This window comes from Dysgonomonas sp. UBA7710, assembly GCF_002482385.1.
Classification (GTDB): Bacteria; Bacteroidota; Bacteroidia; order Bacteroidales; family Dysgonomonadaceae; genus Dysgonomonas.
Window position 1 is genome coordinate 214020 of record NZ_DLFW01000047.1, and the last position, 22161, is coordinate 236180.

At 37.6% G+C, this 22161-nt stretch carries 12 protein-coding genes; 2 read left to right on the top strand and 10 right to left on the bottom strand.

Features of this window, described 5'->3' with window-relative positions:
* Positions 1–5: 5 nt before the first annotated feature.
* Complete coding sequence (locus B3317_RS16435; RefSeq protein ID WP_291113608.1) at positions 6–1940, top strand: protein-disulfide reductase DsbD family protein; 1935 nt, start codon at positions 6–8, stop codon at positions 1938–1940.
* A gap of 103 nt (positions 1941–2043) precedes the next feature.
* Positions 2044–3330, top strand: coding sequence for a serine dehydratase subunit alpha family protein (locus B3317_RS16440; protein ID WP_414647521.1), 1287 nt, complete (start codon positions 2044–2046; stop codon positions 3328–3330).
* Between the two features lie 63 nt (positions 3331–3393).
* Here B3317_RS16440 and B3317_RS16445 read toward each other — a convergent pair whose 3' ends face one another.
* The 10 genes from B3317_RS16445 to B3317_RS16490 form a co-directional block, all read right to left on the bottom strand.
* Positions 3394–4383 (bottom strand): metallophosphoesterase family protein, encoded by a 990-nt coding sequence (locus B3317_RS16445; protein ID WP_291113614.1) that lies wholly within the window; start codon positions 4381–4383, stop codon positions 3394–3396.
* A gap of 271 nt (positions 4384–4654) precedes the next feature.
* A complete protein-coding gene (locus B3317_RS16450; protein ID WP_291113617.1) occupies positions 4655–5749 on the bottom strand; it encodes a DUF4972 domain-containing protein in 1095 nt (364 codons plus the stop codon).
* A 44-nt stretch (positions 5750–5793) separates the two neighbouring features.
* Positions 5794–7710 carry a LamG-like jellyroll fold domain-containing protein gene (locus B3317_RS16455; protein WP_291113620.1) on the bottom strand — a complete coding sequence of 639 codons (1917 nt, stop codon included), beginning with the start codon at positions 7708–7710 and terminating at the stop codon, positions 5794–5796.
* A 41-nt stretch (positions 7711–7751) separates the two neighbouring features.
* Positions 7752–8915, bottom strand: a complete 1164-nt coding sequence (locus B3317_RS16460) for a glycoside hydrolase family 99 protein (protein ID WP_291113623.1) — start codon at positions 8913–8915, stop codon at positions 7752–7754.
* 111 nt (positions 8916–9026) lie between these two features.
* Positions 9027–11279, bottom strand: a complete 2253-nt coding sequence (locus B3317_RS16465) for a GH92 family glycosyl hydrolase (protein ID WP_291113626.1) — start codon at positions 11277–11279, stop codon at positions 9027–9029.
* 31 nt (positions 11280–11310) lie between these two features.
* Positions 11311–12000 carry a DUF3823 domain-containing protein gene (locus B3317_RS16470; RefSeq protein WP_135107422.1) on the bottom strand — a complete coding sequence of 230 codons (690 nt, stop codon included), beginning with the start codon at positions 11998–12000 and terminating at the stop codon, positions 11311–11313.
* Positions 12001–12025: 25 nt separating this feature from the next.
* Complete coding sequence (locus B3317_RS16475) at positions 12026–13996, bottom strand: RagB/SusD family nutrient uptake outer membrane protein (RefSeq protein WP_291113629.1); 1971 nt, start codon at positions 13994–13996, stop codon at positions 12026–12028.
* Positions 13997–14007: 11 nt separating this feature from the next.
* Positions 14008–17139, bottom strand: a complete 3132-nt coding sequence (locus B3317_RS16480) for a SusC/RagA family TonB-linked outer membrane protein (protein WP_291113632.1) — start codon at positions 17137–17139, stop codon at positions 14008–14010.
* Positions 17140–17425: 286 nt separating this feature from the next.
* Positions 17426–20029 carry a hypothetical protein gene (locus tag B3317_RS16485; RefSeq protein WP_291113635.1) on the bottom strand — a complete coding sequence of 868 codons (2604 nt, stop codon included), beginning with the start codon at positions 20027–20029 and terminating at the stop codon, positions 17426–17428.
* A gap of 392 nt (positions 20030–20421) precedes the next feature.
* Complete coding sequence (locus B3317_RS16490) at positions 20422–22155, bottom strand: ABC transporter ATP-binding protein (RefSeq protein ID WP_291113638.1); 1734 nt, start codon at positions 22153–22155, stop codon at positions 20422–20424.
* Positions 22156–22161: the final 6 nt, after the last annotated feature.

Below are 22161 nucleotides of genomic sequence, written 5' to 3' on the forward strand. Positions count from 1 at the left end.
AGCCTATGAAAAAAATATTTTTTTCATTATTACTCTCCGTTTTGGCAATCAGTTCCATTGCTCAGATTCAGGAACCTGTAAAATTTTCCGCTGAATTGAAAATTATTTCAGATTCAGAAGCGGAAATAATTTTCACAGGAACGATCGATGATGGCTGGCATGTTTATTCTACCGAATTACCATCCGGAGGACCAATTTCCTCATCCATTACGATAGAAGAAATTAAAGGAGCTGAAACAGATGGGAAACTTACATCCGGAGGCTCGGAAATTAAAGCATTCGATAAAGTATTCGAAATCAATCTTCGTTATTTTGAGAAAAACGTAGTATTTGTTCAAAAAATAAAGATTACAGCCCCCGTGTATCAAATAAAAGGGTATCTCGAATATGCAGCATGCAATGAGGAAAGCTGTTTGCCGCCGGCTGATGTTTCTTTCAATTATACAAACGGGGATGTCGAGGCTATAGCAGGAAACAGCCAGACTGGAGTTTCCGGTGTATCCGAAAGTTCTGACTATTGGACGCCTGTGATTAAAGAGTTGGATAGCTTTGGTGAAACATTTGGAAAAAGTGACACATCCTGGATATATATTTTTATTACCGGTTTTTTAGGTGGACTGCTTGCATTATTCACTCCTTGTGTATGGCCGATAATACCCATGACCGTGAGTTTCTTCCTGAAAAAGAATAAGGCCAGGAAGAGAGGTATCAGGGATGCTATAACTTACGGTGTATCTATAATTGTGATATACGTTCTTCTAGGCTTGGCCGTAACTCTGATATTTGGGGCCAGTGCGCTTAATGCGCTATCGACAAATGCAATATTCAACATATTGTTTTTCCTTATGCTGGTTATATTTGCTGCGTCATTCTTCGGAGCTTTCGAAATCACATTGCCTTCCTCGTGGAGTACTGCTGTAGACAGCAAAGCTGAGAAAACCGGAGGACTTATAGGTATTTTCCTTATGGCATTTACTCTAGCTTTGGTTTCATTTTCCTGTACCGGGCCTATTATAGGGTTTCTGTTAGTAGAAGTATCTACGACCGGGAGTATTGTGGCTCCGGCCATTGGAATGTTAGGATTTGCAGTAGCATTAGCTTTGCCTTTTACATTCTTTGCTTTATTTCCATCTTTTCTTAAATCAGCACCGAAGTCCGGCGGATGGATGAATGTGGTAAAAATCTTTTTAGGATTTATAGAACTTGCTTTTGCTCTTAAATTTCTATCCGTTGCAGATCTTGCGTATGGTTGGGGAATTCTTGACCGGGAAGCATTCCTCTCGCTATGGATAGTTATATTCGGCCTGTTAGGGATATATATGCTCGGGAAGATCAAATTCCCCCACGACGATGACAGCACTAAAGTCAGCATCCCGCGTTTCTTTCTCGGCCTGTTTTCTATTGCTTTTGCAATATATATGATACCGGGATTATGGGGAGCCCCGTTAAAAGCGATCAGCGCTTTCTCTCCGCCGATGAATACTCAGGATTTCAATTTGTATACAAAAGAAGTGCATGCAAAGTTCGATGATTTCGATATTGGTATGGAGTATGCAAAAAAGAGCGGAAAGCCTGTTATGATTGATTTTACAGGATATGGGTGTGTAAACTGCAGAAAAATGGAATTAGCGGTTTGGACTGACAGTAAAGTAAGCAAGATTATCGATAATGACTACATACTTATTACATTGTTTGTTGATGATAAACGCCCATTGCGACAACCGATAACAATTATTGAAAACGGAAAAGAAATTACACTTAGATCTATTGGAGACAGATGGAGTTATCTACAACGGATAAAATTTGGCGCAAATGCACAACCATTTTATGTATTGCTCGATAATAATGGAAAGCCTCTAAACAAATCATATGCTTATGATGAAAATATAGACAAATATGTCGAATTTCTGCAAACAGGTCTTGATAATTATAAAAAGTAAATAATACTCTTTTCTTACAGATGATCTTAGAGGGAATTTTATAATATTAATAATACTGAAGTTCCCTCTGGTTATATTATATCTTATGAAAGATACAGAAAGAATAGATATGAAAGATTACGAAAAAATAATATCTCTGATAAAAAAAGAGGTTATTCCTGCTATTGGTTGCACCGAGCCTATTGCTGTAGCTTTATGCGCAGCTAAATCAAGAGAAATATTAGGAGAAATGCCTGAGCATGTCCAAGTACGTTTAAGTGCAAATGTTCTTAAAAACGCAATGGGCGTAGGTATTCCCGGCACCGGAGGAATGATCGGCTTACCTATTGCTATTGCATTGGGTATATTGGTAGGTAATTCCGATTATCAGCTTGAAGTACTCAAAGATGTTACACCTGATGCGGTTGAAAAGGGAAGTGTATTAATTGACAAAAATATTATTGATATAAAACCTGCCGAATATGTAAATGAAAAATTGTATATAGAGATACATTGCCAATCCAAGAACAATACCTCTATTGCGATAATCGCCGGAAGCCATACTAATTTTGTGTACTTACAAAAGAATGAGTCGACTCTTCTTGATAAGAAGAACTCCTCAATAATAAATACAGGAAACACTGAAGTGGAATTGAATATGTCTAAGATTTATGATTTTTCCATGAATTGTCCCGTTAACAAAGTAGATTTCATACTGGATTCTGCACGAATAAACAAGGCTGCTTCCGAAGAGTCCTTAAAATACAAATACGGTCATGCAATAGGTAATACTCTGAAGGGGGATATAAATAGCATGATAATGGGCAATAGTATATTAAACAGGATACTAATATCTACTACAGCAGCCTGCGATGCCCGTATGGCAGGAATTAAGATTCCTGTAATGAGTAATTCCGGAAGTGGGAATCAAGGTATTGCAGCAACTTTGCCTGTTGTAATATTTGCAGAGAGAAACAAGAACAATCAGGAGGAACTAATAAGAGCTCTTATTCTCAGCCATCTTACAGTAATATATATTAAACAAAAACTAGGCAGACTATCTGCTCTATGCGGATGTGTAATTGCGGCCACCGGTTCTGGTTGCGGCATTGTACATCTGATGGGTGGTAAATATGAGCAAGTATCTTACGCTGTAAAAAATATGATTGCTAATCTGACAGGAATGATATGTGACGGGGCAAAACCCAGTTGTTCCATGAAGTTAGCCAGTGGCGTTTCAACAGCCTTGCTGTCTGCAACACTGGCAATGGAACAAAAAGTAGTGACATCTATAGAAGGTATCATAGAAGATGACGTTGATCAATGTATATTAAATCTTGTTCGTATAGGAGCACAGGGTATGCAAGAAGCTGACAGATTGATACTTGATATAATGACAAACAAGAGGTAATTTCTGCCTTTATCGGTAAATTATCTTTATAGATTTACAACAAGATTACGTGATTAAAAACAGTTATTTTAAAGGAATAATTTTGATATTATAATAATTACCTGAAGCATTTTCTTTTACTACAAACAAAGGTAATCCATCTACAACATCTAAACTTTGTTTATGTATATGTCCGGCAAAAACTCCCAGAAGATTAGAGGTTTTCAGTACCTCTTCCCGAAATTGCATCGTGGTCTTTGTATGTCCTTCTTCTCGCCATGGCTCTCTTCTTTCCAGTTCGTATAATTTATCATTCTCTTTCTTCCAGTCCGGATGAGCACAACCATAATTAACCGGGCATCCCGGCATATATAGAGGAATATGCATTACCAGAATAAGAGGTAGACCAGAAGCTGCTTCTTGTTGAAAAAAGGCAAGTTGTTCGGACGATATTTCATATGTAGAATTGTCTATTACAATGAGCTTAACACCCTTTATCGTAACAGAAAAGAACAAAGGATTACGTTCTTGATATAAAGAGATAAGCCTGTTATTTATCCAGGTTTGCCTCAGCTTTTGAGAGGTTCCTTGCATCCCTTCATAATGCCAGTCATGATTTCCTGTTGTGTAGACATATTTCAATTTAGACTCGATAAGGACGGAGTCAACCCATTCCACAGCCCGTTCCGAAGGATAACTGAATATATCACCTGCAAGTACCAATAGATCAATATTTTTCTTTTTACCTATTTCAATTGTTTCGGCGAATGCCTGTTGAGGATTGGTTTCTTCTCCTGTTTGATAATGTCTGGTTATCGCATATGCTCCGGACATACGTTTACTATATTCTTCATAGGGTTTCTCCCGATCATCTTTCATCGACAAATGAGTATCTGATAATAGAATGATATCTATAGTATCTACAATACTTGCCGAATATATGTTTATAGAATTCCCATCCAAGGAAAAAGAACTTCTATAGCCAGTGTCTTTAATACTCTGATTCGTTTTACAGCCTATCAAATAAATCAGTAATACACTAATTATAAAGCACTTATTCAATTGCTCTTTCATACGTCAATAATTTTATTTTATTCAGGAATAATTCTTACAAAAGGTATTAATCAAAAGAATCAGTTACAATATACGAATTTTAATCCTTCAAAAAGCTAACAAGTAAGTATACGAATCTTCATACAAAGATAAAGTACACTTACTTGCTTATAAATAATATAGATCAGTAGTAAAAAATTGACAGAGTTTATTCTTTACATTTCTCATTCTGTCATTAAAGACAAAATATTTAAAGATGAATCAGGATTTCAACTACTGATTGTCAGAAATATCAGTCAACAGTAATCCATTGATACTCGCCAACCAACTTCGCAGAATATTTTCCGGTCAGGTCTTTTATATCTTCATTATTCTCTACAGTAGATGTAAATTTCCATCCACAAACCAGATCTGATTCGGAACCGGTAACAATAATTTCTTTATCCATTATTTTCCTTACTTCCTCTTCTGTTTTCGCAGATTTCCAGATATGGAAGTCTTTGATATATCCAGACAGTCTCCAGGCATCCGTCATTCCGCCTACTCCTGCAGGCTGGCCAAATGCAACCATCGAGGTTTCAAGATAATTCGACAGATAATTTTTTCCGGCTTGTGCTGTAGCCTGATCCTTCAATTCTCCATTCAGATAGACTTTAATAACTGCCGATTCCCCATTGATGCCATTCTCATCTATAACGGCTGCAAAGTGAGCCCATTCTCCGGTAGTTCCAAAATTCACTCCGGGTTCCATCAAACCCCAGTTCTCAAGCCCGATGGTCATACGCACTCTTGAATTATCAAAATTGTTGATAACCCAGCCTTTACGAGTCTGAGTTTCACCATCTTCATTAAAGCATGAAACTATACTACCAAAGCCTTCCGTATATTTTAACTTAAACCACAGTTCTACTGTAAAAGCCTGTTTACCCGACTCACCAAAATTAGAATAATCAGGGCTATATCCAAAGTCAATATATCCGCCATTTTTGCCATTAACATATAATTCAGCATCTTTAAATTCAGGGGGTAAGTCTTCGGTCCGCTGTGTCGCCTTAAAGTCAGCAATCGCTTTATTCGCAGCGGCAATAGCCTCATCCGTCTTATTCTGGGTAGGATCTGTTTCTGTTCCATTCTTAAAATAACGGATCGTTTTTTCTATCTGTATCACAGCATCGTCTAATATATATTTGCTCTCCTGCGGATACATATCTTTCTTATCGCCATATTGGACATTATCTCTTAACTGTACCATTTCATCGCGGACACCTTCCATTTGTGTAACAAATTTACTCACATCTACTGTCGAATTATCGTTTTCATCGGAACAAGCCGAAAATACAAGTAAAGAGAAGGCTAATAAGGTCAAAAAATTAAAAATGTGTTTCATAATGTAAGAATAATTAGATTCTATAAAAAGTTTAAAAATATGGTCTATTGAAGTGATATCCACTGGGAATCACCGACTAATCGTGCTGAATATCTACCTGTCAGATCTTTTATATCCTGATTATTTACCGGGACAGAATTGAATCTCCATCCGCATACCAGATCAGGTTCAAAGCCTGTAACATCGATATCTTTATTCATAATTTTTCTGATAGTACCTTCCGATTTTGCACTCTTCCAGATATGAAAATCTTTTATATAACCGGAAAGCCTCCAATCGCTGGTCATTCCTCCTACACCCGCAGGCTGGCCAAAAGCAATCATTGGTGTCTGTAAATAATTTGACAAATAATTTCCTCCATCAAAAGATGTACTCTGGTCTTTCAGTATTCCATTCTGATAAACTTTTAAAACCACAGGCTTTCCATTAATTTGTTCCCCGTTTATACCATTCTCATCCACTACAGCAGCAAAATGTACCCATTGCCCGGTCGTAGAGAAATCAAAGCCCGGTTCCAATAACCCCCAATTTTCCAAGCCGAGTGTCATCCTAAGCCTCGAATTATGAAAACTATTGATTACCCATCCTTTGCGAGTCTGGGTCTGACTGTCCTCATTAAAGCATGATACTACACTACCAAAAGCTTCTGTATATTTCAATTTAAGCCACAATTCCACCGTAAATGCTTGTTTCCCATTTTCTCCAAAATTTGAATATTCAGGGCTATGACCAAAATCAATATATCCTCCATTTCGGCCATTAATATATAGTTCAGCTTTAGCTTGTTGCTTATTTTTAACAAACTCACTGACCCAATAAGCAGTCCTATCCAAATAATAGTCGGGAGAAAGACTGCCATAGTCTGAGTAAGTAAAGGAAGAACTACTGAATGGTACAGCCGGTTCTATTTGTGACCCTTCATGCCATTCATTAAAAGAAGTGATAGAAATATATTCAGTACCCGTGTCTATTGCTTTTCGGTACATATTGTCATAATACTGACCATTGTTACGGTTGCGGGTAGTAGCATCGTTCCAAGGACGAACTCGGGTATCTATATACCCGGGACCAACACTTGGAATGAACAGCTTATTATTTTGTTTTGCCCAAGTTTGCATTGAAGCCCAATTAGAAGATGTGGAACCAAAAGTGAAGCCATCAGATGCAAAATAGGTATAGAATCCATCAAAATTAGCATCTAAAATAACGGATGGCTGCGAACTCATATTATTCAACCATAATCCGATAACATAAGAATCATACGGAGTATTCCTTATCGTTCTGCTACCTCCGGGACTTAATAGAGTAGCCCAGTCGGAAGCCGAAGTAAGATAAGAATCGTAAATAAAGAAAACAGGTTTGCCCTTCAGCCTGTAAAAAGCCGGATGTCCTCCATAGGTATCAATTAAGTGAGTAATACTTTCTTTCATAGATGCTGCATTTCGGCCTGAATAAGGTTCTATATGAAAACATACTTTAAGACCGTATTCATTAGCTATATTAAGAAGCAAAGATATTTTTTCCGGTTCGGAGGTACCCGATTCATTCCACCATGACAAGGCTACAACACCGACTCGCAAACGGACAAACATCTCCATGTGCATTCTTATTAAGACCGGATCTTTACTGCTATAGGTCCCTAACTGAGGATAAAAGTTAGCAGCAATATCACCATTTGTCCCCGGTATATAACCAGGACTGGTACTTTGCCCCGGCCCCGGAAGTATATCGTGTCCCCAATGGAAATATCCGTTATCGAATTCTGCATTACCATACCAGTTATAGTAAAATCCAAAAGTATTATAATCTAAATTCTCTGTAGATAATGCCGTGTTCTTTAGTACAGAGGTGTTTGTATTATCCTCTGTTTTTTCGTTCAGATCTAAATTATTGTTACAGCTGAATAAGAGGACAGATACAAACAATAAAATCTGAATAGTCAACATGTTTTTCTTTTTCATTGTTTCCGGTTTTAGATATTGATTAAGTATGTGAAGTGAGTTTAATTTCTGCTCTTTCGAAACTCCTTGATCCAATGAGCGGTTCTTGTTAAATAATAATCCGGAGCTAAACTCTCATAATCCAGATAAGTAAATGCTGAGCCAGTGTATGGTGTAGCTGGTTCTATCTGTGATCCTTCATGCCATTCATTAAATGATGTTATAGATATGAAAGATACTTTCGACTCTATTGCTTTTCCGTACATGACATCATAATATCTACCATTATTCCGGTTACGGGTGGCAGGCGTATTCCATGGACGGATACGCGTATCTATATATCCCGGGCCAACACTTGGAATAAAGATCTTGTTGTTATTTTCCGCCCATTTTTGCATCGTATTCCAATTTGTAGGAGTAGAACCATAGTTGAATCCGAGAGAAGAAAAGTAGGTGTAAAATCCATCGAAGTGAGAATTAAGGATTACAGGGCCCTGTTTATCTACGTTGTCAAGCCACAAACCAATCACATAAGAATCATAGGCGGTATTCCTTATTGTAATTGCACCATTTGGACTTAACAGTTTTGCCCATTCTTCCGCCTCAATATTATATGAATCATAGATAAAGAACATCGGCTTACCATCAACTTTATAAAAAGCCGGATGATTACCATATTTATCAATAAGCTTCTTCATATTTTCTTTCAGATTCTCCGGATTACGCCCGGAGTATGGTTCAAGATGGAAGCAAACCTTTACTCCTACTTTTTGTGCCTCATCCAATAAGAGTTGGTTTTTATCAGCCTCTGCAGCCGTTTTCTCATTCCACCAACTAACAGCAGCAACGCCGATTCGTGCTTTCTTGAACATTTCCATGTGCTTTTTTACAATCTCGGGATCACGATTACTATATCTTCCTAACTCCGGATAAAAATTAGACGCGATGTTACCCTCGGTGCCTGGAATAGTCCCCGGACTACTTCCTCCATTTGGATTGGGTGCTATCGCATGAGCCCAATGTGACATTCCTCCATCAAACTCTTCATTTCCATACCAGTCATAGTAGAAACATATAGTATTATAGTCCAAGGTCTCATTATCTCCGTCCTCCGGTGATTCAGGAGTTACAATATCTTCTCCATTATCGCTACTGCATCCCGTATAAGAAATCAGCATAAATAATGCAAGTAAAGAACAACCGATTATTAATAATTTCTCTTTCATATTTTATAGTTAATTAGTTTTTAGATATAACTTTAGCCGGATAGTATGAAAACTACCTGATATTAATCAAATCAGTAATCTCAACAACAATGATTATGAGAATATCTGTTTTTAATCTCCGTTCATTTCAAAGGATGGAGGAATAGAAGCCTTATCCGAAGCCCATTGCTTATTGGGTCTGTTTCCCATTACAAACTCCAGTTTTCCACCTTTTATTAGGTCTTCATGAGTAAACCAGGATTTATTCCAATCGACACCGTTCAGCTTTGCAGATTGTATATATTTATTCTCTGGTGAATAATTACTACATATAATATCAAATGTCTTACCCTCTCCCAATTTTATACTTGCTTTTTCGAAGGTCGGACTTCCTATGACATACATTGGTAAGCCGGGAGTTACCGGATAAAATCCGAGTTGGGAGAATACAACAAAAGCAGTCATTCCGCCTCCGTCTTCATCACCGGGAACACCCATAAGATCGTTTCTGAACCACTGATCCAACAGATTCCTGATTCTTTTCTGGGTTCTCCAGGGCTGTCCTGCATAATTATATAGATATGGGATATGAAGGCTAGGTTCATTAGCCATCGAAAATTGGCCAACGTTCCCCGTATGATCGGGTAGCTGTGCATAAAAATCAAATTTGCTTTTGCCCAATGGCGTATCGTACATCTTCTCCAGTTCTTCAACAAATAGAGCATCTCCCCCCATTAAGTTAACCAGATCAGCAATATTATGAGGCACGTCCCACCGATATACCCATCCATTGTTTTCTCCATAATAATCACGGGCACCTTGTCCTCCCGAGTACCTGTAATCGAACGGTTTAATATAGCTTCCATTCATATCTTTAGGATGGAAGAATTTAGTATCCGGATTAAACAACTTATGATAGTTCAGGCTTCTTTTCAGAAAATGAGAATAGTCATCCTTTTTGCCTATATGTTTTGCAATCTGGGAAAGGCACCATTCGTCATACACTGTACCTAAAGTGACTGCGACAGGCTGCCTTTTTTCAAAATTATTCACATTGGCAACCGATTCTATCTCACCGTCTCTTAAGGCCGGAAAATAACCGTTCTTTTTATAGAAATCATCTAACACTCCGGCCTTATCTCCTGACCATGGAATAAGTGTTTTTTCAGTAATACCCCTCTTGCATGCATCATAAGCCAATTCGAGATTAAATCCTTTAAGCCCTTTTACATAAGCATCGATGACTGTTGCCACTCCGTGATTTGAATTCATCCTGCGACTATCACCAGTAATTTCAGGAAAAGTTGGCATCCAAAAATTATCCATCTGTTCAGCCATACGGACAAATGAATTAATCATCTGAACTTCCTTTTCGGGTTCTATGATAACTCTCAGAGGATGTGTGGCACGGTATGTATCCCAAATCCAGTCATCAGTATAAAATGGTATACCATTATCGCCATGCACCTTATCATCAAACGAACTATAATACATCCCATCTTCAGAGATACAGATCATTCGTTCATAAGTGCGGTAAAGAGATGTATAAAACACTGCTTTAGCATCTTCACAGTCCCCTTCGACTTTTATTTTACTCAGTGTCTCATTCCATATAGCCCGCCCTTGTTCTTTGACTTCATCAAAGCTGGCATTTTTCACTTCCCGGTAAAGATTCTTTTTAGCCTGCTCTTCACTTATAAAGGATATACCATAACGAATATGTATTTGTCGTGAATTCTCTGTAAATCTCATTACAAGACAAGAACTATCCTCCGTTTTATCATCAAAGGGATCTATCCGTTCAGGATCAATATCCGTTTCGAGATACAGATAGACTTTTGTTGGAAAATCTCCTATTTGCTGATAACCAGATACTGAATTTCCATTCGCTTTCAATATACCATTCTTACTATTTATCACAAAGGACGGAGCGCCCTCACTAAACTGAAATTTATATATTGCAGACTGATACGATGGTACATATTCCACATCGATATTATCCTCATTCAGAAATACCCGATAGAAATATGGCTTAATCACTTCATTATCGTATTCCAGCGGAATAACCGAAGATAATTGCTTGTCCCCGGCAAACGGACTTATGGAAAATGCCGAATTTCCTCTATGACTTGTAACTATCACTGGCAAGCCTTTTATTTTATTTCCGGTATAATCTTCCCTTTCCGGATATACCCTTAGCATACTGTTCGGAAGATGGATGGTAGGATAAGCAGGAACTAACAGATGACTTATATTTCCTATATACGGATTCACATAATCAACCGGTTCTTTACTTATAACCTCTTTATCTGAACAACTTACTACAATCCCCAGAATGAAAGAAAGGGATATAATCCGAAAAATATTTTGAGATATTTTTTTCATGTTTTATTTATTAGCTTGCACTCTGCAAAGATTACAAATCAACATTCACCGCAGGAGCATAATTATATTTAGCCTCCGACGCGCCACTTAATGCACCTATACGGAAATAATAGCTATTGCCCGTGGATATTTTATTATAATTATTTATATCCATAACAATCTCATATTCTACATCTTCCGCAATCGTATTTAATTCGTATGTTACACTCGCCGTTTGTATACGATATCCCACAGATATATCCGGATGGGCAAATAAGGAAATCGCCTTAACAGGCTCCGATGTAGTCTGTTGCATTTTGAATTTCGCGACAATTTTCCCATCTCTAAATTTAATATCAGTATCAGTAATTCTTATATACGGTATAACTTCGAATGTATGGGTATTCGCCCCTTTTTTCATTTGATATCTTATTGTATCCTGCGGAATATAGTTCCCTTTATTCATTATAATCTTATAATCACCCGAGAACATAAGATTATTCTGAAAAGTCCCGTCATTTTTGAACACCATCGATTGCACCGGAGGATTATTCCAGCCCAGTTCAATAAAATAAATTTTCGCGCCTTCCAGAATATCCTGCTGCACTAATTCTCCGGTTTCAAGGTCTCTGATTTCTCCTGAAAAGGATGCATCCGGGGCGTAATCGAGATTATCTTTTTCACAGGAAGAAAAGATTCCGAAAAGCACCAGCATGGCAATTATTGTCAAATTCTTTTTCATAATATTCTATATTAAAGAGTGTTTTTTATGGATTCTGTACAAGTCCGTTACTTCCTATGCCCGGTATTTGTCGGTAATACCGTGAGTAGTTATATGTCTGATTATTATATCCCGGAGGATTCATTCTTACGAATATATATTTAGGAGTAGCTTCTCTCAGGTCGAGAAATGGTACTAAAGAGTGTTTCATCCTGTTTTCAAACAACTTATGGTAAGTTCTCCATCGAGTCAGATCCCATCTGCGTTTGTTTTCAAAAGCAAATTCAATAAATCTTTCTTTACGGACATTATCTACAGTCAATACTATTTCATCTTTATGAGCAGCTCTCTTACGGATATCATTTAATGCTTTTTTGCCTTTTGTCTGCTCCTCCAATGTAGGAGAAGAGTGTTCAGCAACAGCCTCTGCATAATTAAGAAGGACTTCTGCATAGCGGAACTCTATCCAGTCGTTAGAACCCTTATTCCACTCAGGAGTAACATCTTCTTTTTCCTGAAGGAATTTTCTTAATAAGAATCCCGATCTGGTATAATTTCCACCAACCGGACTAAATCCGGAATATTGATTTGCATTATCGGACCCATAAGTATAATATGTCTTACCATCAAGTCCTTTTACACTCGCATCGGTACGGAAAATGAACGAACCATCGGGTTTTACAATACCTCCTTGTATGATAATAGTCTTGTTTTTCCATTCAGTACCCGGAAGTATCATGGTTGCCCATAGCCGGGCATCTTTATTTTCAAAGATTTCGTATGGCTTATCTATAGGAAAAGAATAGTAACTCGCACTTCTATCAAAACCGCCATAAGTGCTTTCATTACCATCCACCCGTGTTTTTATCAGACTACTCAAACCTTGCCCGTCATCAGTATAATCTTCATATGCATCTACCAAATCGAGAGTCGGATTCATTCTTCCGGGATGAGGCCATCCGCTAGCTGTCTGGTTAGGACGGTACCAGATATCATAATTATGGGCTAATACAGTACCTGATGTATAACCTTTGATAAACATAGGTTCTTTTATTCCTGATAAAACATTGTTAGGATTCTCAAACATCTGTTGGTAGGAATTTATAGCATCCTCTTTTGTCGACGGATTCGCTCCGTACAATTCATAATTACCACTTTTCATTATTTCATCAGAAGCATTAATACACTCTTTGTAATATCTGTCAGCTTCAGATGAATCAATCCCTGCTAACTTCTGTTCTACTGCTGGGCCCGAAATACTGACATAGGGAGCATGGGTAAATTTAGCAACCGAAGCAGCATGGAGTGCAGCTCTTGATTTTAAAGCCAAAGCAACCCACTTATTCGCCCGGCGGGTATCGGAAGGAGAGTCTGTCAACTTCGCTGCAGCCATATCACATTCACTCAGAATAAAGTCCCATGTATCTTTTTCTGTGCTACGGGGAACTTTCAGTGCCTCAACATCACCATCATATACCTGTACTTCTTTAATCAGAGGTACTCCACCATAGCGTTTAGCCAAAGCATAATAAGTAAATGCCCGCAGAAATGCTGCCTCACCCTCTAACGTTCTCTTTTTATCTTCCGAAACTTTGGTCAGGGCCGGAATTGTCTCAATCAAGCTGTTAATATCCCGTATTAATGTATAAATTCCTCTCCAGGATTTGTATGTACCTTTATCATCTATATATCCTTCCCAAAAATCGAAACCTTCGTCTACATCATCATTAAATTCGGAGTGCATGGCTTCGTCGCAGGCATGAGCAGCCGAACGGCCTCCATTGTTGGGATCTGTATTGCCTATACCCAGGCTAAAACCTTTGTCGATGGCATATGAAAAGTCTTCGATAGGCAGACGTCCATATAAATTAGCCATATGCATAGCTATACCTTCCTCCGAATCCAGCACTTTATCTGCAGGGACTTTATTATTTGGTTCCACATCCAGAATGTCTGTACAAGCCGTAATCCAAAAGATCAGGCTTAAAAATAATATTGATTTATATATCTGTTTCATAGTTATTATATTTAGAAGTTAGCAGTAAAGCCGAAATTGAAACTTTTCATTAACGGATAGTTCATCCCTGCATTATAAGAGCCCTCTATCCTTTCCGGATCGAAAGGTTTAACGAACGAGTCAGCGAACGTAAACAGGTTATATCCATTCACATAAAGACGGACATTATCAATTCCAATTTTTTTCATCACAGAGTTTGGTAAAGTATATCCCAGTTCCAAAGTTTTTAATCTCAGATATGATGCATTTCTACGCCATATATCACTGTTGTCTTTATACAAAGCCCCTACATCCTGTATCAGACGGGATGCCGGCCATTCTCCTGCAATCCAGCGGCTATCCGAATCGTAAGGATCTTCTTTGTGCCATCTGTCATAAAAATACGCCGGAGTATTGGCTCCTTTCGACCATAGAATCTCAGCATATACTTCACTAAACTGGACTGTATACATGCCCGCACCCTGAAATAGTGCATAGATATCGAAGTTTTTCCATGACGCTTCTAACGTGAGGCCGTAATGAATGAGAGGAGTCCCTGACCAGAAAGCCGGTGTTTTATCATTATCGTCTATAATACCATCACCATTCACATCCCTAAAGATATAATCACCTGGCAGTTCTTTGCTATTTCCCATTTCTCCAGATTGAACCACTCCATAATTCCTTATTTGCTCAGAATTGGTAAATTGGCCAATAGTTTCATACCCCCAGACGAAATCATTCCAACGGTTAGAAGTCTGGTTCCGCCAACGGTCCCAACTACTTACGAATGGCCCTCTTTCTACATAATTCATTTTTGTACGGGCAAGGTTCATATTTCCTTTTATACTATAAGAGAAATCTCCGATTTTATTACGATGTCCCAACGTAAAGTCTATCCCTTGAGTGATATCACTATTCAAGTTCTCCTGAGGTAAACTTGCACCATAAGTATTCGGAAGTGACACTGTACGCGTGGCCAACAGCCCGGTTCTATCTCGTCGGTACAAGTCTAACTCCATTGAGAACAAGCCATTGAACAGAGATAGATCTAAACCGATATCAAATAGTTTTGCCCTGTACCATGTAAGATTCGGGTTGGTTATAGATGGTGAGCCGATTCCTGATAGGGCTGTACCGTCAGTAAATTCATATATACCTACATTCAGATTGTATCCCGGTATATATTGGAAAGCGTCACCGGCATCCTGTCCCGATTTTCCATAAGAAGCCCTGAATTTAAGATTATCTACAAAGTCGAACTTATCTTTTATAAATTTCTCTTCCGAAGCACGCCATCCTATAGATCCCATTGGAAAAAATGCCCATCGGCTATCCGGTGCATATCTGTAAGAGCCATCATACCTGAATGCCAGTTCAAGAAGATATTTACCCATAAAATCATAGTTGAAGCGTCCGACATAAGAAATGAATGCGGATTCGTTTGACATACCACTCGACAGTTGATCTTTTATTCCTGCATAATCAATTTCGTCATATGTATAAAGATCATATTTACGTTCTATATTAGACCAGTCATTTTTCTCCTGTTTTCTTTCATACACAAGAGTCCCACTTACATTATGTATAGTATTAAACGTACGGGCATAGTTTATTTGCGCCTGTAAATCCAACCGGTTTGCTTCGTTATTTCCTACTTGTATCAATGATGGATTATTATATACATTTTCCATGTATTCATCATTATCTGCAGAATAAGTATATGTAGAGTATTTCTTTCTTATACCTTTATGTTTTTGTTGATTATAGTCATATCCTAATTGTCCTTTTATAGATAATCCTTGTACGAAAGGAAGATCATATTTCAGAGAAAATGTGGATTGAAAATTCTTATTATGATAAGTGTGGTATCCTGTTAGATCGGAATCAGCCAATGCTATCGGATTAAAGCCCATTTCCTGGGTAGCCAGATAATCCGGATTATTATTGGCATAAGCCGGATATGTAGGCACATTTATACGGGTTTGCTTAAATATTTCGAAGAATGAGTTCCATGGCTGACTGGTTTTATCCCATCTTCCCGAAAGATTTATTCCTGCCACCAGTCCGTTAGTTATCTTTATATCCGCATTGGAACGAAATGTATATTTATCATAATTCAGGTCTTTCGATTTCAATAAACTTTCGTCACGGGCATATCCGAGACTTCCGAAATACGATACATTATCAGATCCGCCTTGCATTGAAATAGTATGCTGATGCTGCACAGAGTATTTTCTGAAAACATCATCATATAAGTTGGCACTTTCATATCCGGGAGCTCCCTGTTTCCACAAGGCAAGTTCTTCTTTGGTCACCAGGGGATTACCCTCACCTAATATTGCAGCATCATTTCTCATTTCCATATATTGTGCGGCATTTGTCATTTTGGGAATATCGGTAGGCTTTGATATTCCTATATTTGACGATAATGTTATTTTTGTTTTTCCTTTTGCTCCTCTTTTCGTTGTCACTATAATAGCTCCATTCGCCGAGTTCATACCATATATAGCCGCTGTACCATCTTTTAGGAAAGAGATACTTTCAATATCTTCAGGATTTAATCGCTGAAAAGCGTCCGCACCATCGCGAACAATTCCATCAATTATAAATAATGGTGTTCCTAATCCCCTGACATTGATATCAGATCTGAATTGTCCCGGTTCGCCATCTTGCTGCCTTATTCTAAGGCCGGATACTTTGCCTTGTATAGATTGAGCCAGACTCGGAGATTTAGTTTTAATTATTTCATCCGATTTGATGTTCGAAATAGCTCCGGTGAGACTTTCTTTCTTTTGAACTCCATAGCCGACAACAACAATATCATCTAACTTTACATTATCTTCTTCTAATCTTATATCTAAATAATTAGCATCACTCACCTTTATCTTATAAGATTTAAAGCCAAGATAAGTAACTTCAATTTCTGTCCCGATAGGTATATCAAGTGAAAATGTACCGTCAACATCGGTCATTGTACTCTTTATAGGGGATGTCACCGATGCCCCTATTATAGGTTCTCCTTTATCGTCTGTTACTTTTCCCGATACGGCGGGCCTGGTCTGCGCCATAACCAAGCTAATAGAAAGAGTAATACCTATCAATAAAGAAAGAAATCTCAAAATTGTTTTTTGGGATTTTTTTACACGCTTCCTTGTTTTCATAGTTGTAGTATTAATTAAAAAAGTCTTTTATTTTTTCAGGTTCAGATTTCCATAACTATGCTCAATATTCAATCTCCCGGGTATGAATTATTCAGCAATAGGGGGACTATACATTCCTGCATCAAATATAAAATGGATGGAGTTAATCCTGCGTTAATCGAGCATTAACACATGGTAAACATTTTTGTCAATATTTCACAAACAGCTAATAACCAATGACAAAAAAACAATTAAAAATGTATCGATTCTTTGATTAGACAATAAGAGAAACACCATTAATCTCTCATTAATTCTTCGTTAAACTGCTTATAATATCTTCATAAGAGAAGTCCGGTTTTGTATTCAGCAAGCGTACATAGTCTCCACAGAATTTATCATAGCTTTGCTTCGATAATCCTTTTTGTTTCATCTGGTACAGGACTTTACATTTAATGCGGATAGCATCTTCATCTATATTATCATGGATAAGTATAACATCTGATATTTTAAGTAACAATTTAGGATCATCTGCCATCTCATGCCCATTAATTACTTCGAGTAATGCATTTACCAATTTAGTAGAGAATTCTGATTTAAAATCATCTGCCCATTCTGTATTTATATTAGGTAGTAAAGGTCCGGAAGATGCAATGTCTACAATTTGGCTAATTATACCCTTATCAAAAGGATTCTTCTGTAACTGATCCAGAAGCAGAGAAATTTCACTATAATCACAAGTTGTATTATCTCCTATGTTCAGATACCAATAACTATTTTTATTAATTATCTCAATATTACCAATGTCCTGCAACAACAGTCTGAGCTTCCTTATATTTACACGTCTATTATTCGACGCACTATCTTTATCCATACCAAACCAAAAGGTTTCATCCAGTCTCTGAGAAGTGGTACCTTTGTCATTCTTAATGGAATTTAAAAGAAGATAAACCATTATTTGCTTGATAGTAGGTGAAAATTCACCGGTAATATTCTCGCCATTTCTATCATAGATGCGGAAGCCGCCCAAGAGATAAACAGCTGATTTTTGAAACATTACACTTGACCTCTCTTTTCTCGGTCTATGTTGATAGTCTATATCCTCTTCTGGTACCGCCACCTCTCCCATCCTCTTTTTTCTATAATAAAATATGACTATAAATAAAACAGAAATAATAGCAATAACTATAACAAGCGAAAAGACAGGAGAATTACTGCCTTTTTTAGACGCTTCATAAGTATGAATATAGTCTTTGGATAAAGGAGGAAATGCCAATGAATATATTTCTATAACAGTAGATTCTCCTGATGCAAGTTCCTGTTGCACTAATGCATAGAGTGAAGACGTCTTTCTATATAAGAATAAATCACAATAAGACTTAATATCCAGAAAATTATATTTGATAGAATCACTCAGTACCTGCATCGACGGATTTTCTGTATTTATATCAAAAGCAGATAAATACAGAGACGAATAATATCTGTCATTATTATATGTCAGAGCATATATTTTGTTTGCGTCAATGTCGGCGACCATAGAATTACTAAACGTGTAATGATTCTTATCGTTAAGAAAAGACCACAGGCGAATATATTCTTTTGTGTTGATGTTCATTTTATAGAGATCGTAATAATTCCTCGGAGATTCTTCTTGCTTTCCGGATACGCTTCCATATCCACCTAAAACCAGGAAGTTCTTCTCGTCAAGGTTACATAGAGCACTCAGATAGCGGGGCTGGACAACAGAATCAAGGGATTCTATATGCCATTTCGCAGTATCATTAATCCCTATCATGGATAATTGTGCATTGTATCGATGAATTCCATATCCTCCGAAAACAACCAACCGATCATTCTTATAATCTATAAATCTGTTGTGATGCTGCCGGGTATCTATCTCTACAATAGATTGTTCGCTCCACTCATTTTTTTCGAAATCATAAAAATTCAGTTTTGGTAAATCCGGGTTATAAGAAATGAGTTTATTATGTTTACTATCAAACACCAATTGACTCGAAGAACCTACTCTGAAATAAGGATATCCTCTTTGAGGTTTTATAGTATCTGTCTGGTTATTATCTATATGATATGTATATATTCTGTCTCGTGTAACAATAAAAACTCTTCCCAGGATCGAATCATAAGCTAGCTGAGGAAGAGGATTAACATTTGTGCCATTGGTATTTAAGGTAAAAGATGCAACTTTACTCCATTGGGTATGTTTATCTATTTCCCAAATGGGATTATCAGCAATTGCCTGCTCTTTCGTTATTTCATCATATACTTCATTTCTATTATGTGTAGAGAGTTCCCATTTGTGTTTTACTACATTCTTACTATCTCTGATTACAATATTCCGGATCGTCATAGGAGGTACATCATTCGTATAAAAATGAGTATCCTTATTTGCCCCGAAATATATTTTTATATCGGCAAAATTAATTAATGGTTGTTCTATAGTTTGTTTATTATTATCAATCAGAATTTTAATATTCTCCTTGTTAAAAGATAACTTTACCTTAAGCCACTTATCTTTAACTATTCCGATAGAGTCACGGATAGATGACGTTTCAATGACCTTATCTGCTTTTGTCAGTAAAAATCTCAGATTTGACTCCAACAAGTGAGAGATAATATCAAAACTTTCCGAATTATTTGAGACAATACGACAAACATAGCCATAAGTATGAAGTTCTTCTCTCAACTTCAAGTCAAATTCTAAAGAGAACCCTTCTTCCGAATATTTCATAGCTCTCTTTGTCGTCAGATTTAACCCTGTACGCTCATCCTGATTTTTAGTGTGGGCAATAAATGTCAGACCCGAATAATGAGATTGATCATTTATCTGAGCAAACACATTTATTTTCGACAAGAATAGAGATAGTATTAGTGCTAGTAGAAGTATCTTTCGCATTTATGAACCATTAAATTCAAAAATAAGAGTAAAGATAATAATTTGAATATATAATTATATAAGTCTCCAAAAGATTAACTTTAATTTCTTGTGTAGGTAAGGATGGACTAGAGAAAAACATTCACGAATCAAAATCACGAATCAAATTTCTCTCCGGAATTAGCTTAGCATCAAAAAAACGAGTTTTTCAAACTTAATTGAAAAGATTTAATCAGCCCTAAATTTGAAAAGATATTTGAAAAATCGAACACAAGCTGGATTTCAATAATCAAAAAGCAATATATAATATAAACGAAACAAATACATATAAGTGGTACCTGGAAAGATAGTGTAATGGCATTCAGGGACGACCCTCTCATAACAATATATTTTCAGAGAAAAAATATTTCCAGCTACAATTTCCACCCTAGTGTTTTTTCCTGTATTGTCCATAGCTTGTAATAGAGACCATTTTTAGAGATCAGTTCCTCATGTGAGCCTTGTTCCACAATACGACCTTCTTCCATTACAATTATAGTATCAGCACTTTTGATGGTTTTCAGACGATGTGCAATTACAATAACTGTACGTCCTGCAATCAGGCTGTTAATAGCTTTCTGTACGTCTATCTCATTTTCAGGATCGAGCGAAGCCGTAGCCTCATCGAGCAATACTACCGGTGCATTTTTCAGGATAGCCCGCGCAATGGAAACACGCTGCTTCTCACCTCCCGATAAAGTGCACCCTCCTTCTCCCACCATCGTATCATATCCTTTGGGCAGGCGCATAATAAAATCGTGGCAACAAGCTTTCTTTGCTGCCAGAACAATCTCCTCTTCTGTAGCGCCCGATTTGCCAAAACCAATATTGTTTTTAATCGTATCTTCAAATAGATACACATTCTGAAATACCATTGAGATATGTTTCATTAAAGCTTCCGGATCTATTCGGGCCATATCTGCTCCATTGAAAAATACCTTCCCTTTCTGTGGGTCATAAAAGCGTGCGCAAATTTTCATCAGGGTACTTTTCCCACTTCCTGACGGGCCTACCAACGCCGTTAACGAACCTTGTTTCATAGTAACCGATATGTCGCGTAAGACTTCTTTATCCGCATATCCGAACGAAACATGTTCCAATCTGATATCACCACTCTCCGGAGCAGCCTCCGAGCCTTGCATCTCTGGCTCTTTCATCAGGTCAAGAATCCGTCCTCCCGCAATAGAGAAATAACGGAATTCGGCAAAATTTGTAAGAGCTGAAGTAAGAGGATCAAATACCCGGGAACCGACAATAAGAAACATGACGAATGTAAGCAAAGACAGTTCGCCGCCAATCAGCAGATAACTTCCACAAAGGATCATTAAAGTCAGGCCTGCACGGACAATAGTTACCGATAGTAAAACAAATGGCCCTATGATAGCTTCCTGCCGCATACTGGTTTTCATTAAGTTATAAAGTGCATCACGTAAGCGCACAAACTTATCTCCCAGCAGATTATAAGCCTTCATGACACGGATACCCTGCAAATATTCTTCGAAACGATTTCCGGCATTGATCTTAGCTGAAATCTGCTTTCCACTGAGCGACATCTGAACTCTTGAACTCAGAATAAGGACCAGTATGGCAAACGGTAATGCAATAAACATTGCAAGTGACATTCGCCAGTCTATCCATAGCAATGAAAAGAAAGCCAGGATAGGCATTATCAAAGCCCCCATTAACTGCGGCAAGTGGTGCGAAATACCGGTTTCTGCCATTGTAAAGTCTGTAATCATCATCGATGATAAATCTCCCGGATCGCGTTTGGAAAGAGTGCCTAGAGAAAGCTTCCGAAGATGCTCTGCTAAGTTAATCCGCCCGTCTGCGCTCATTTCATAAGCACCCCGGAAGTTATGCCTATACGATAACCTCTCAGCCCAGGCCATTATCAGCATATAAACGGCCAAAAATCCAATTATAATCCAGAGGCGTTGTGCATCCAATCCTGCATTACTGCCATCGAAAGACCTGAAGATTATGTTAACAGCTTCGATAGAAAGCATGAATGGAACGACATTTACCAGATTTGCCAATATTGTATAACCGACAGGCTTTTTTAAACGTTCGGGCTGGCCTATTGTTATGTTTTTGATCGTACTATTCATTATTTT